The organism is Chitinophaga sp. S165 (genome assembly GCF_003182155.1).
In the GTDB taxonomy this organism is placed as follows: Bacteria; Bacteroidota; Bacteroidia; order Chitinophagales; family Chitinophagaceae; genus Chitinophaga.
Genome location: NZ_QGTG01000003.1, coordinates 40465 through 54810 on the forward strand (window position 1 = coordinate 40465; position 14346 = coordinate 54810).

Below are 14346 nucleotides of genomic sequence, written 5' to 3' on the forward strand. Positions count from 1 at the left end.
TTGGCTATCAGAAAAGGGGACGGATGACTTTGGAGTAAACTGATTTAATAAGATAAATATATGGATAAGCTAAAACTGAAACTACAGGAATATTATCAGCGCTGTCAGCAGCAGGAGACGCGGACTAAAACCAGCAAGGAACACGCGGGTGGTGCAAGTGTGCTGGACATGGAGAATGATATTCTGCTGCAGTTCGGCTTGCCTGCATCCAAGCGTTTCGTGCAGATATTGCATGACTTTGTTAGCCAGCGTGAAGTGAATGATCATCTGCTTGATTATGTGAGCAAGAAACTGCGGACGGCGGCACGTAAATACCTGCTGGCACCTGTGATGTCTGACCTGGAACAGCTGGACCTGGCAAAAGAACAAAAAAAGAGCCCTTATGATCTGTTGCCGGAACTTGGTTATCCGGTGAACGACTATTCAGTTTTCCTGGTGGGAGAGCTGTTATACCGTCGTAACCTGGTAGCCGCAGATGTACTGGACGAACTTAAAAAAGTGCAATATGCCGATGTATGGGACGATGTAATGTTACTTAGCAGGATCGTTAATTATAATACCCATGAACTGTATCACCGTTTGAAAGAGCATGACCTGCGGTTCATTGATGATTTTGTTCAGCATACCACCAAACAGCAGGTGTCCAGGACCGCCAGCAAAAAGGCGACGCCGGCTTCAGAAGGATATACACCCAACTACCGTACGGTAAGTAAGGTGCAGGTGGAAGATATCCTTTTTGACGAACACCAGACGCCAAGTATTATCGGCAAGCTGAAATCGGGCAGCCGTTATATCCGTGTCACTATGGTATTGGAATTCTCTCAACTGAACCAGTTACTGACAAGTGCGGGGGAGCTTGGGACGGAGATCAGTCATTTCATTAAAAAGCTGATGGCAAGCCCGCAGAAAGGCAAGCCGGCATCTATTGATGTGAAGACTGAATTTGGTGAGATATTACACCTGGATAACTGTTACCTGGAGGTATATAAACCGCAGCATCAGTCAAGGGGAAAATGGGTTGAAACGAAGGACAATTTTTACTTTGTTGACAAGATCCTTTCCAAGAAGGAATATGATAAGAAGAGTAAGGAAGCAGATATCCGTGAGAAGATCGAAGAGTGCCTGGAACTGATAGGAGGATCATATACTTATTATCAGCGTATGCGCCGTCTGGGCATTACGGATGATGAAGCGAAACTGAGAGCAGGTTTACAGGATGAGCTGTTATTTAAATTGTCTACATTCCTGCATAAGCTGAAGGATTAATTGCATTGACGGAGCCATTATATCATTTGGAAAAGAAAAAGGTCTCGTGAAAACGAGACCTTTTATGTTAGTTGGTTTTTGATTTGTTAGACCACAGTATTTACTGACAGCCGTATTCATGTATAGTAATCTATATTATTCCCCCTCTAAATATTTTGGCTAAATGTTCCCAGGGTAGCATAATATCTTTTAGTATAAATATCTTGAAGTGTGATTTTGATTTGGAGTTTAGTTTTTCCCGAAGAGATCCCTTAACCCCCAAGCTCTCATACACTTTTTTGTATGAGAAGCCTGGAAGTAAAGGACAACGTGCTTTTGCTTTTATCATTACAAACATACCACGAAAAAATAACGATGCTGTTAATGCGTTGTTAATCCATTAGTTAATCACTTGTTAACGGAAAAGATACCTGTATTAATAAAGTATTGCAACGTATAAGGCCGGTCGTTATATTTATGCGGAAGCCTTTGTGAAGGCTTGTTCCAGGTCGGCGATGATGTCACTGATATCTTCTATACCCAGTGAGATACGAAGCAAGCCTGGTTCAACACCGGCAGACTTTTGTTCTTCTTCAGACAATTGCTGGTGAGTTGTAGTAGCAGGATGAATGATGAGTGTTTTTGCATCTCCCACGTTGGCCAGATGATAGATGAGCTCAAGTGAAGAGACGATCTTGTCTGCCGGTTCTTTACCACCTTTTACTTTGAAAGAGAGGACGCCGCCAAACCCATGGCGCAGGTATTTTTTGCCCAGCTCATGATATTTATTACCAGGCAGGCCGGGGTAATTGACATATTCCACCTGGGGATGTTGTTGCAGCCATTGTGCGAGTGCCAGAGCATTTTCCACTGTACGTTGCACCCGTAGTGAAAGCGTTTCCAGACCTTGAATGAACAGGAAGGCATTTTGCGGACCAAGTGCGGGGCCCCAGCTACGGAGGCCGGCTACCCGTGCACGGATGATGTAGGCAATATTACCGAATGGGCTGGCGTCGCCGAACACTTCCCAGAACTTCATACCGTGGTATGCTTCATCGGGTTCCGTGAACTGTTTGAACTTACCGTTGCCCCAGTTGAAATTCCCTCCGTCCACGATCACACCTCCGATACTGTTTCCATGACCGCCGATCCATTTGGTGGCTGCCTGCACAATGACATTAGCGCCAAAGTCGATAGGACGGATAAGATACCCTGCGGCGCCGAAGGTATTATCTACGACCAGGGGGATCTGATATTTTTGTGCAATGGCGCCCAGCTTGTCGAAGTCGGGAATAGCGAAACCGGGGTTCCCAATGGTTTCCACGAAAATAGCCTTCGTGTTCTCATCGATCAGCCTTTCGAAGCTTTCAGGTTCGTCCAGGTTGGCGAAACGGGCTTCTACGCCTATCCGTTTAAAGCTGACCTTAAACTGGTTATAGGTGCCGCCATAGAGGTAATTGGAGGTAATAAAATTATCGCCGGGTAACAGGATGTTGTGCAGGGCAATGAATTGTGACGCCTGTCCGGATGCTACCGCCAGTCCGGCTACGCCTCCTTCCAGTGCAGCGACCCTTTTTTCAAAAACATCCGTAGTCGGATTCATGATACGGGTGTAGATGTTGCCAAATTGCTTTAGCTGGAATAGGTCTGCTGCATGTTCGGGGCTGTCAAATGTGTAAGAGGTGGTTTGATAAATCGGTACTGCTGCGGCATGTGTGGTGGGGTCCGGGCTATACCCGGCATGTACCTGAAGCGTATCAAACTTCCAGTTTTTAGCCATAACAATGTGTTTTATATGGTTTCTGTAAATAAAGAACGATGTTGAATATGAATATATTAATTAATCTACAAAGTAAGTGGACTAAATGTGAGGGTTATACTATTTTACCATTTTTCTTCAGGCGGAGTGTTTTGCCCGGAAATTAAGGATGTGGTTATTGTAAAGTAGCCATAGACAGGTCGTTTGCCTATAGTAAACATGGCGTATACATGCTTTATAGGTGGACCTGAGGTGGACTTGATCATCCCCCGGAACAGATAAAATAATACGATTACTGGTAGATTGTTTGGAGAAGCTCCCGGTAGGGGGCATGCATATGGTGGATGAAGATGTTCTTTCCGTCGAATATATATTTACGGTCGTAGTCTGCGTCCGGATGCAGGATGACAGGTATTCCGGCGGGCATATAATTATGGCTGGAGACAAATTCTGGCGGCATATAACCCGGGATAGCCTTACGCACTCTTCCCGCCAGCTGTTTACCCAATAACTTCTGCATCCGGCGGCTGGCCCTCCGGGTGCTGCGGTCTAACCTGTTGTACATGGATTTCACTACGAGGCGGACGATAATATTTTGTTTTTTCAGTGCTCCTTTAACGGTCATAAAGGGATTAGGGGTGTTAAAGTCGCCCGTGGTTTGCAGCGAGAAGGGCGTTTCCGGCACCCAGTCGCGCGTATTGACCACCCGGTATCCCCAACCATTGCGGGTAATAAAATCGAAGTCGTAGGCGTAATAGAGATTACCCGGTTTGGGGGCAGCACTGCAATAGGTTTTATAGGTAATGTCTTTTGGAAGATCGGGGTCGTCCAGATATTCCAGGTAAGAGCGGAGCAGGAAACTGATAGCGCCTCCCTGGCTATGGCCGGATATCAGGAAATTACGGGCCCCTTTCCGGTAGTATTCTTTGACATGGGCAACGATATCGGGTGCCATACTGGCCAGCGCCAGTGTCCATCCGGCATGTACATAAGCATTACTGTCTTTCGCCAGGCGGTAACGGAAAACGGCGCTATCGTTCAGTTTAAGCGCTCCTATTGCGGGAATCATACCTGCATGAAAATTCTCCAGCCAGGATTCTTTTTGTCCGATAGTACCACGAATGCTGATAATGATCGTCTGGTCGTTCCTTACCCACAGGTCCCAGCGGTTGTAAAGGCCTGTTTCCGGGGAACGGTATACCAGCCGGGCATGTTGGGGAGGAGGGATCTTCACGTTGGTCCAGGGGGTATCGGCGTGAAGGAAGTCGATATCCAGCAGTTCCGCATATTCCTGCGGGTCAAAACCTGGCTTGAGTTGTTGAGCGATAAGCGGTGTGGACTGAAAGAATATCCAGAGGGTTATAACAAGTGACGGGCAAATCAATTTTGGGGCCTGCCAGCCTGCTGAGATACTGTTTAATGTATTATTCATATCCTGGCATTGTATAAATAAAAATAGTCCATAGTTGTTGAACTATGGACTATTTTTTGTCGGCCAGGGACTATAATTATTGCAATAGCTGCTCTGTACGTCCTACGGAACCATCTTCACCCATACCTTCTACTACTATACGGAAACGTCTTGTAAAGTCGTTGTTATAGAAGGAGATCTTGGCGGTATGTGTCAGCGTATCTGCTACCAGGTTTGCATTCCAGTAGAGGGTCAGCCTTTTATCCTGCAGGATGTGAATTTCCTTACGAACGGTGTAATCCGGTGCGTAGAATTCTTTCATGATGTCATAACCGCCTTTCTGATATTTTTCAAAGCCGCGTGTATCGACGTCGCTTTTACTATCGCCGCCTTTCCTGGTGTATACTGCAATGGCGCCGGAGCTACCACCGAAACCACCTACGAAGGTAGGGCGTAATACCTTGATGAAGGCCACATCACCGATGTTGATGTTATTCAGCATATTGATGTTGGTAGGCATTTCGTTCAGGAACAGTACCGGAGGACCACCACGCCAGGTCAGGGCCGGGCCGGTGGTAGGATCGCTCAGATTAACCGTCAGACCAGGAACTTTAGACTGGAGGTACTGGAAGATGCTCAGGCTTCCGGGTTCGTCCCTTGTCAGGTCGAAACCGTAACCATCACCCGCGCTGAACATACCTGTAGCATAACGTTTTTCAACTGTTTCAGCTTTGCTGAGACGTTTTTCACGAACGTTGATCTCTTTCAGGAAGATCGGTTTTCCGCGGATGGATCTGCTCACTGCGGAGTTTTCAGCTACAGTAGCGAGATAGCTGGATAATACCCTGCTTTCTATTTCTAAGGTAGTTCTGAAAGGATAAGGCAATGTTACCGTTTCTTTTTTCTCAAAGAAGTGCGGTTCAAATTTCACGTTTACGTCCTTCCATGATTTGTTAGGATCGTTGGCGCGGTAGAATACGTTGATGGTATCTACGAACTGCAGGCGGTCAATAGCAAATTCACCTTTATCGTTAGTAGTAACGGAAGAGAATGCGGTAGAAGTATCGATCGGTTGTTTCAGGATGAAATCCACTTTACCGTTTGACAGGGCGCTGGCGCCTTTGTTGGTAGTAGCCACACCTCTCAGGAGTAAGCCCTGTTCGTAAGGGAACTTAACATCAGGCATGAAGTTGTGGAGGATCTTTTCCCAGCTGAATCTTCTCCAGCCGTTGGTCATCATCACCAGGTCCAGACCCTGAAGGGTGGCAGGCTCTGTATCTTTGAAGTACTGGGCAGGATTAGCTATATAACCTTTGATATCGGAAGTGAGGAGCAGGTTAGAGATGATGTTGTTCTCGTCCTGATCTTTCACGATCTGGTCAGCATCGGTAATAGAAACGGACAAGCTGGTAAGCATGGTGTCCGGGATCTTTATTTCCAGTGTGTTCTTCTGTCTTGGCTGGGTATTGATAGCTGTATTCTGCAGGGTGAGTGACAGGAAGTCGTTCTTTCTTACGAAAGCGAGCCTTTCCGCCATTGGTAAACCTTCGCTGTTGAAGATAGTCAGCTGAATGATACCTGAAGGCAATTCTTTAGTAGGTATAAAACCGCTCATCTGGCCTTCCGCTGCATTCAGTTTTGCTTTGTACACGATGTGCTGCTGCATTTGCGCAACGATCATCATGTTATTGTATACCGGATTATCTTTTGTCGCAGGTAAGGTTTGATAGAAAATGCGGGTGCCTTTATTGAAGACTTTAAGACCTACGCCTGCCGCTTTAACAACCGGCAGCAGTATTGTTTTCTGCTGGCCTTTGGCTGTTTGGATCAGGGCTTTATAAGTTTCTCCTGCAGTAGGGGTGATGTCGAACATACCCATACCGTCGCGGGTAGTTTTTACCAAAGCTACTGTTTCTCCTTTCAGGTTCTGGATGATACCATTTACCTCCTGAGGATAACCTTGCTGATCGATAGCTTTGAACGCAACACGGCCGGCAACGCCAGCGATCAGGTTACCGCCTTCAGGGAAGAAGTTTACGGCGAAGTCGTTAGAAACTGCTTTAGGAGTAGGACCAACTGGCTTAGCCGGATCGAATATTTCGATGTTTTTGTAGAAGAGATATTCGGCGTCAAAGTTCAGCATCCATGCAGTGTATGCACGCAGCTGGTATTGACCCGGTTTAGAACTTTCCGGCAGTTCGAATGCACCGGAACCGGTAGCACCACCGACAGAGATCAATTTTTTATTTACTACGTTGCCGGATTTATCCACCAGCTCAACGTACAGGTTTGTCGCTGAAAGTGATGGCTGGCCTTGTAGCAAAACATACGCTTTGAACCACATGGTTTCCCCTGCGGCGTAGTAGTCCTTATCCAGGTGCAGGTAAACCTTTTCCTGCGGGAAGCGTTTGCTGTACGCTTCCAATGCCTGCGTGATTTTATCCTGCCATTCGTCGGCGGGATAAAACGCAAGGGCGCCGGTAACACCCAGCAGACAGACTGGGAGAAGCCACCTTAGGCGATTTCGTTTTTTAGAGAACACAGATTGCATGTGGAACAACATTTTGCGGACAATATAGTATCAAAAAATATAATATGCAAAGTAGCATGAAAAATTAATATATACAAATAATGTTATTGGTAGTTAATAAATTAGAATGTCCCGGCTTTGAATTATTATTGCGGCTGGATTGTGATTTTAGAAAACTCCGTGATATAAAAACATGGTAAACAAGAGATTAGTAGTAATAGGGGGTGGAGCCGCCGGTTTTTTCTGTGCAGTGAACGCCGCTCGCCTTCATAGTCAACTGGAAGTCATATTAATAGAAAAAAGTAATAAACTTTTATCTAAAGTGAAAGTTTCGGGCGGAGGAAGGTGTAATGTAACGCATAATGCTCCGGATATATTATATATGTCAAAACGTTATCCGAGAGGACAACACTTTGTAAAGAAGTCTTTCAGCCGGTTTTTTGTGCCAGATACGATCAGCTGGTTTAAGGAAAGAGGTGTTACGTTGAAAGCTGAAGCAGATGGCAGGATGTTTCCGGTAACGGACAATTCCCAGACCATCATCGACTGCCTGCTGAAAGATGCAGACAGGTATGGTGTAAAGATCAGGACGAGTGTAGCTGTTGATGAACTGGTGAGCACGGATAAAGGCTGGGAAGTACGCTTGCATGACGGCGGGGTTTTGAAAACTGATTTCGTTTGTGTGGCAGCGGGGGGGTATGCACAGCTGGACAAATTTGCCTGGTTACAATCGACAGGGCATGAGATCATAGCGCCCATGCCTTCGCTGTTTACGTTCAATATGCCCGGCAATCCTATTACCACCCTGATGGGGGTGAGTGTGGAGGAAGCGCATGTGAAGATAGCCGGTACTAAACTGCAGGAACAGGGACCATTACTGATCACCCACTGGGGCATGAGCGGGCCATGTGTATTACGGCTTTCAGCCTGGGGCGCAAGGGAATTGGGTGCCCTGCAATACCAGTTCACGGCGTTGATCAACTGGTTGCCTGCATTTAATGAAAACAGCTTACGGGAAGAAATACAAGGTCTGCGCTTTGACCTGGGAGGTCAGAAAATGCATCATAAGAACCCTTTTGGACTACCAGCGCGTTTATGGCAGTTCTTCCTGCAACAATCAGGAATAGGAGAGGATGTACGGTGGGCAGATATGCCAGCGAAAGAGCAGTATAAACTGATAAAATATCTGACGGCTATGGAATGCCCTGTAAAAGGAAAAACAACTTTCAAAGAAGAGTTTGTGACCTGTGGCGGTATAAAACTATCTGAAATAGATCCTGCCACAATGGAGAGCAAACTTGCGCCAGGATTATTCTTTGCCGGTGAAGTGATGGATGTTGATGGTATTACCGGAGGCTTTAACTTTCAGCATGCATGGACAAGTGGCTGGGTAGCAGCAAGTACTATTGCAGGGAGATTGGTATAGTATAAAGCTGTCGCCGGATGACGCTTACAGGTAATGAATACCCGGTTCGTAATCTTTGCCGAGGGCCAGTAACAGCTTATCAAAATCGCCCGGGTTCTTCACAAAATCCACTTTCGTCATGTCTACCATCAGGGTACGAACGGGATGCTGGCGGATATACTGCATGTACATATCGTGCACATTAACGAGGTATTCGTCTGCGATCTGCTGTTCATAAGAACGGTTACGGTGTTTGATATTCTGCTGTAATTTAAGAATGGGGGCGTTCAGGAAGATGAGCAGGTCTGGTTGTACCAGCTGCGGATTGATAATATCGAACAGTTTCTGATAGAGACTATATTCTTCTTCTTTCAGGTTAATTTTTGCGAACAGGAGGCTCTTGATAAAAAGATAATCAGACACGACAAGATCGCTGAACATATCCTGTATCTGGAGCATGTCTTTCAGCTGTTTATAACGTTCGGCCATGAAGAAGAGCTCCAATGGAAAGGCATATTGCTGGGGCTTTTCATAAAACTTTGGCAGGAAGGGATTATCTGCAAATTCTTCCAGGATCAGTTTTGCGTTAAAGTGTGCTGCGAGTTTGGTGGCCAGGGTCGTTTTTCCTGCGCCGATGTTACCTTCTATAGTGATGTATCTGTAATTCATGGACCGGTTGTAGATGGTTTAGCTTACGCCGTTATATTTTACGGCTGGTAGTTCGTCTGTGCAGTTGTCAAGTAAAGTGCTGACAGACTGGTGTAGTACAGGATGTTGCCAGTCGGGGAGTATTTCCCGGAGGGGAACCAGTACAAATTGTCTGAACTGCATTTGAGGGTGCGGGACCTTCAGGTCGGGCTGATTGATAACGTCATCATTATAAAAGATGATATCAATGTCAATGACCCGGGCGCCCCATTTCTGACGGCGGATGCGGCCGATATTATGCTCTATGGCTAATACGGTCTCAAGGAGCGTTCGTGCATCCATGTCTGTTGACACCAGGAGGGCCTGATTAAGGTAGTCTGGCTGTTCTACGTGGCCCCAGGCAGCCGTCTCGTAAAGGGCGGAAATTTTTTCCACCTTCCCTATCTGCTTATCTATCTGCTCTACAGCCTGTTGTAAATGACCGGTACGGTCACCCAGATTGCCACCTATAAGTAATATTGCTTTATTCATGTATCTTCAACGGCCCAAAAGTATACATATTCTTTATTTTTGGAAAAAGAAGACGACCGGCAGGTCCATTAAAACTAAATCTTCCATAAATGCGTAGCTTTTTTAAAATTTTCTTTGCCGTTCTACTGGCCTTCATCGTGATCTCCGTACTTGGGGTGTTCATCCTGATGGGAGTTGTTGTTAAAGCGGTTAGCCCCGAAGCTGTTACTATATCGCCAAACGGAGTGCTGGTACTGGAAACCAGTCAGCCTTATACCGAACAGAAGATCGTTAATCCGGTAAACGCCGTGTTGCGCCAGGGGCCGAAAGAGACCCCGGGGCTTTACAATGTGGTACGCCTGATCAGAAAAGCAGAAACTGATGATAATATCAAAGGGATCTATCTGAAGGCCGACAACAATGCGAACGGGTTTGCCACTAATGAAGAAGTGCGTAATGCACTGCTGCATTTCAAGCAGTCTGGCAAGTTCATTTATGCTTACGGAGAGGTAATGGACCAGAAGGCCTATTATATGGCCTCCCTGGCAGACAAGATATATGTGCATCCGAAAGGAGGACTGGAATTCAGTGGTTTCTTTACGCAGCTGACCTTCCTGAAAGGAACGCTGGAGAAACTGGAGATCCAGCCGCAGATCTTTTACGACGGCCGTTTCAAGAGCGCTACCGAGCCTTTACGTGAAACGCAGATGACGGTAGCAAACCGTATTCAGACAAATGCTTACCTGGGAGACCTGTATGGCAATTTCCTGAAAAACATAGGTGCTTCAAGAAAAATAGATACAGCCACATTACACCGTTATGCGAACGAAGGACTGATCCAGGAGGCTGCTGATGCGCTGAAATATAAACTGGTAGATGGTCTGAAGTATAACGACGAGGTGATGGACGAGATCAAATCAAGACTGGGTAAAGAAGGGGATGACAAGGTGAATTTCATTTCCCTTTCCAAATATGAGAGCGCTACAGATATTGCTACCGGTAAAGGAGAAGACAGCAAGATAGCGTTGATCTATGCAGAAGGAAATATTGTAGGCGGTGATAGTGAGGAGGAGACTACGATCAGCAGTGGTCACTTTGTGAAACTCATTCGTGAGGCAAGACAGGACAAGAATGTTAAAGCCATCGTTTTCCGTGTGAACTCTCCGGGAGGAAGTGCACTGGCGTCAGAGTCGATCTGGCGTGAGCTTGTACTGGCAAAAAAGAGCAAACCGGTGGTAGTGTCCATGGGGGATTATGCAGCGTCGGGAGGCTATTATATTTCCTGTATGGCGGACTCTATTTTTGCAGAACCGAACACGCTGACAGGTTCTATCGGTGTATTTGCCGTACTACCGAACCTGCAGGGTTTCTTTAAGAATAAACTGGGTGTGACGTTTGATGGCGTGAAGACAGCACAGTATGCTGATCTGGGTAATACTTCCCGTCCGCTGACAGAAATTGAGAAGAAGTTTATCCAAAACTCGGTTGACAGCATTTACAGTACTTTCAAGGGTCGTGTGGTGGAAGGCCGTAAACTGAGCGGACCGATCGTGGACAGCATTGCACAGGGACGTGTATGGAGCGGTATACAGGCGAAACAACTGGGACTGGTGGACAGGATCGGTGGTATTGATGATGCGATCAAATGTGCTGCGAAACTGGCAAAAGTTGGTGAGTTCCGTTTGAGGGAATATCCTGAACCGCAGGAACCGTTCGCTAAATTTATGAAGTCATTTAACGATAACAGCCATATTGAGGCTGCTATTAAGAGTGAGCTTGGCGACCAGTATACACTGTATAAGCAGATCAAACATCTGAAAGAAATGAACGGAGAGATACAGGCAAAGTTGCCTTATGTGATGGAAATCAGGTAAAACCAGACTTAAAATAGTATTAAACCTGCCTTTAACGGCAGGTTTTTTTATGGAAATGGGTAAAACAATAGTAGTTTTATGCGATTTTTTAAGAATAGACCAGCGTTAAGTAAGTATGGCGGTTAAATATAATCAATGGAAGGCGCTGTTAGCCATGGCAAAAGCGAGCCTGATAGGAATAGTCAGAAGCCCTTCAGCAGTAATCTTCAGCCTGGGGTTCCCCCTGGTTTTTATCCTTGTATTCGGCTTTATAGGCGATAATGGCATATCGGTGAAGGTAGGGGTGGACGCCGCTACAGATACCAGCAGTTACCTGTACCGGCAATTAACCCAGGAGAAAAGCCTGAAACTGATCACTGGTAAGCCGGCTGCAGAAATGGAAGACGATCTGAAAAAGGGGCGTATTACTGCCATTATTCGTGTAACGTCCCTGCCCGCCCAGACTAAGGTACCTGGCTTTGATGTGAAGGTGCGTACGTCAACCGCTGCTACTGACAAGATCTCCTTATTTAACACTATACTGGCAGGCATTATTCATGGTGCGGATGACACTTATTATCCCAGGGGCTCGGTAGCAAAACTGGAACCCGTAGAGGTGCTGCCGGGGCGCCGGTACAGAAGGATCGATTTCATCCTTCCGGGCCTGCTTAGCTTTTCCCTGTTAAGTGCGGCTGTGTTCAGCACTGCATTCCTCTTCTTCAGTCTACGTCAGACGCTGGTATTAAAACGTTTCTTCGCCACACCGATCCGGAGGCTTTATATAGTATTGGGAGAAGCACTCGCGCGCCTGATATTCCAGGTAGCTGGTGCTGTTATCATCATTGCCATTGGTTACTTTGCTTTCGGGTTTACGCTGGTACACGGATGGACCACCTTCTTTGAAATGCTGGTACTAACGTCGTTCGGCGTGATCGTATTTATGGGTTTCGGATTTGTGGTAAGTGGCATTGCGAACAGTGAAAGCGCCATACCGCCTATCGCGAACGTGATCACATTACCACAGTTCCTGCTGGCGGGCACTTTTGTGGCAGTAGATGCATTCCCGTCCTGGTTACAGCCGATATGCCGTATTATGCCGCTGACCTACCTGAATGATGCGTTCCGTAAGATCGCTTTCGAGGGGCAGCATTTATGGAACGTGGGACTTGAACTGGGGGTTATTGCACTCTGGGGAGTGGTCGTATACATCGTGGCAGTGCGGGTATTCAAGTGGGAATAGGGATAAGTCTGGATTTTTTCCTACCTTTTGTATATGCAAGCCTTATTTATCGTACTTGGGGCACTTGCAGTGCTTATACCAGGTTTGTTCATTGTCAGCATGTTCCTGCCTGCTACAGTGAAGGTTGTGCGTGTCAGAGCCATCCCCGCATCTCTTTCAGAAGTTTTTGACCAGGTGAATGTATTACGTAACTGGGAGAAGTGGTCGCCCTGGCAGCAGTCAGATCCTATGATGAAGTTGTCTTACAACGATAAGAAAAGCGGGGAAGGGGCCGGTTATCAGTGGATAAGCAGGAACCGGAAAATAGGCAGGGGCTCAGTTACTATCACGGCGTCCCGGCCCAATAAACAGATCACTATCGAGATGCATTTCATGGAAAAAAAGGTCACGAAAGGGTATTTCCGTTTTGAGCCTTCAGGAAGAGGCACTCAGGTAACCTGGAGCATGGCCATGGAAGTCGGCAGATATCCTGCCGGAAAGATCATGGGGTTGATGTTTGACAAATGGATAGGAAAAGATTTTGAAAGAGGGTTGGAAAACCTGGAGAAATTAGTAAAATAGATATGCGTTTCATTAAATTATTATTGTTAAGTGCTCTTTGTTTCGGGGTATTGATATTTCTTATTTCCCTATTACTCCCCTCAAAGGCGATCGTTGAACGTTCCGGTGTGATAGATGCTCCTTTGCCGATCGTATATTCCGAGATCAATAATCTGAATACCTGGCCGGAATGGAATCCGTGGGCTGCTCCCGGCGTTGCGTCTAACATTGAATATTCAAATCCCGCTGTAGGGCAGGGCGCCTATTATACCTGGTCTGGCATGCAACAGGAGAAACCTGTGTCAGGTAAAGTATTTATCAGGGAAAGCGCACCGTCAAAAGGTGTTTTTTATAACATGGAGTTCAACGCCATGAAGCCGATATCGGCAGCATTTGATCTGAAGCCCTCAGTTGATGGTAAAGGCACCGTAATCCGGTGGCGGCTGGAAACACACCTGGGCTTGCTGCCATGGTGGAAACTGAGAGGTTTCCTTGCCGATAAGCTGACAGGACCGCAACTGGAAGATGGGTTGACGAAACTGAAGAGCATCTGCGAAAAGAAAAAATAAGCAGTCCGAATTGTTATGAGTGGTAAGCCTGGTATGGATGAAAGAATGTATTTTTCGTAAAATTCAGAACAGTAAAACAACTACGACTATGAAACACGTTCTATTAGTTTTAGCAATACTGGCAGGAACAACAGGTTTTGTATCTGCACAGGAAAAAGCACCAAAAAGTCCACGTATAACTGCTGAAGGAAATAACGTTAAGGTAGCTTACGGACAACCATCAAAAAGAGGCAGGGTTATCTTCGGAGAGCTGGTGCCTTACGGTAAAGTATGGCGTTTAGGCGCTAACGAGGCTACTGAGATCACCTTTGCTAAAGACGGCAGCTTCGGGGGCAAACCTGTAAAAGCAGGTACTTACACTTTATTTACTATTCCTGAGGCTAACGAATGGACATTCGTGCTGAACAGCTCACTGAAGCAGTGGGGTGCTTATGAGTACGATAAGATCAAAGACAAGGACGTACTGCAGGTAAAAGCGAAAGCCGGCAAAACCAGCGCACCGGTTGAAAAGCTGACAATCACTGTGCCTTCAAACAAGTTAGTGGTAGAATGGGATAACACCCACGTTGAAGTACCAGTAAAATAAGTACAGACATTATTCAATAAAAAAGCCCCCGCTTATAAACGGGGGCTTTT

General features: G+C 46.3%; 12 protein-coding genes. 7 read left to right on the plus strand and 5 right to left on the minus strand.

Going from position 1 to position 14346, the window contains the following annotated elements:
• Positions 1 to 60: 60 nt before the first annotated feature.
• A complete protein-coding gene (locus C7475_RS14520; RefSeq protein ID WP_110054117.1) occupies positions 61 to 1266 on the plus strand; it encodes a hypothetical protein in 1206 nt (401 codons plus the stop codon).
• A gap of 454 nt (positions 1267 to 1720) precedes the next feature.
• Here C7475_RS14520 and C7475_RS14530 read toward each other — a convergent pair whose 3' ends face one another.
• The 3 genes from C7475_RS14530 to C7475_RS14540 all read right to left on the minus strand — a co-directional run bounded on the left by C7475_RS14530 (position 1721) and on the right by C7475_RS14540 (position 6966).
• On the minus strand, positions 1721 to 3025 hold the full coding sequence (locus tag C7475_RS14530) for an O-acetylhomoserine aminocarboxypropyltransferase/cysteine synthase family protein (RefSeq protein WP_110054119.1): 1305 nt from the start codon (positions 3023 to 3025) through the stop codon (positions 1721 to 1723).
• A 271-nt stretch (positions 3026 to 3296) separates the two neighbouring features.
• Entirely contained in the window at positions 3297 to 4436 is a 1140-nt protein-coding gene (locus C7475_RS14535) for a lipase family protein (RefSeq protein ID WP_110054120.1), read from the minus strand.
• Between the two features lie 76 nt (positions 4437 to 4512).
• Positions 4513 to 6966: an MG2 domain-containing protein gene (locus C7475_RS14540; protein ID WP_110054121.1), complete on the minus strand. Its 2454-nt coding sequence runs from the start codon at positions 6964 to 6966 to the stop codon at positions 4513 to 4515.
• 172 nt (positions 6967 to 7138) lie between these two features.
• Between C7475_RS14540 and C7475_RS14545 the strand changes: the two genes are divergently transcribed.
• Positions 7139 to 8371 carry an NAD(P)/FAD-dependent oxidoreductase gene (locus tag C7475_RS14545; protein WP_110054122.1) on the plus strand — a complete coding sequence of 411 codons (1233 nt, stop codon included), beginning with the start codon at positions 7139 to 7141 and terminating at the stop codon, positions 8369 to 8371.
• A 24-nt stretch (positions 8372 to 8395) separates the two neighbouring features.
• Here C7475_RS14545 and C7475_RS14550 read toward each other — a convergent pair whose 3' ends face one another.
• Both C7475_RS14550 and folK read right to left on the minus strand, forming a co-directional pair.
• Positions 8396 to 9019 (minus strand): deoxynucleoside kinase, encoded by a 624-nt coding sequence (locus C7475_RS14550; protein WP_110054123.1) that lies wholly within the window; start codon positions 9017 to 9019, stop codon positions 8396 to 8398.
• 18 nt (positions 9020 to 9037) lie between these two features.
• Positions 9038 to 9529 carry a 2-amino-4-hydroxy-6-hydroxymethyldihydropteridine diphosphokinase gene (gene folK / locus C7475_RS14555; RefSeq protein ID WP_110054124.1) on the minus strand — a complete coding sequence of 164 codons (492 nt, stop codon included), beginning with the start codon at positions 9527 to 9529 and terminating at the stop codon, positions 9038 to 9040.
• 89 nt (positions 9530 to 9618) lie between these two features.
• On the opposite strand from folK, the gene sppA reads away from it, so the two are divergent.
• The 5 genes from sppA (at position 9619) to C7475_RS14580 (ending at position 14296) form a co-directional block, all read left to right on the plus strand.
• Positions 9619 to 11382 carry a signal peptide peptidase SppA gene (sppA, locus tag C7475_RS14560; protein ID WP_110054125.1) on the plus strand — a complete coding sequence of 588 codons (1764 nt, stop codon included), beginning with the start codon at positions 9619 to 9621 and terminating at the stop codon, positions 11380 to 11382.
• A gap of 115 nt (positions 11383 to 11497) precedes the next feature.
• Positions 11498 to 12601 carry an ABC transporter permease gene (locus C7475_RS14565; RefSeq protein ID WP_110054126.1) on the plus strand — a complete coding sequence of 368 codons (1104 nt, stop codon included), beginning with the start codon at positions 11498 to 11500 and terminating at the stop codon, positions 12599 to 12601.
• Positions 12602 to 12634: 33 nt separating this feature from the next.
• Positions 12635 to 13162 (plus strand): SRPBCC family protein, encoded by a 528-nt coding sequence (locus C7475_RS14570; protein WP_110054127.1) that lies wholly within the window; start codon positions 12635 to 12637, stop codon positions 13160 to 13162.
• Positions 13163 to 13164: 2 nt separating this feature from the next.
• Complete coding sequence (locus C7475_RS14575; RefSeq protein ID WP_110054128.1) at positions 13165 to 13710, plus strand: SRPBCC family protein; 546 nt, start codon at positions 13165 to 13167, stop codon at positions 13708 to 13710.
• A gap of 88 nt (positions 13711 to 13798) precedes the next feature.
• Entirely contained in the window at positions 13799 to 14296 is a 498-nt protein-coding gene (locus C7475_RS14580) for a DUF2911 domain-containing protein (RefSeq protein WP_110054129.1), read from the plus strand.
• Positions 14297 to 14346 lie beyond the last annotated feature (50 nt).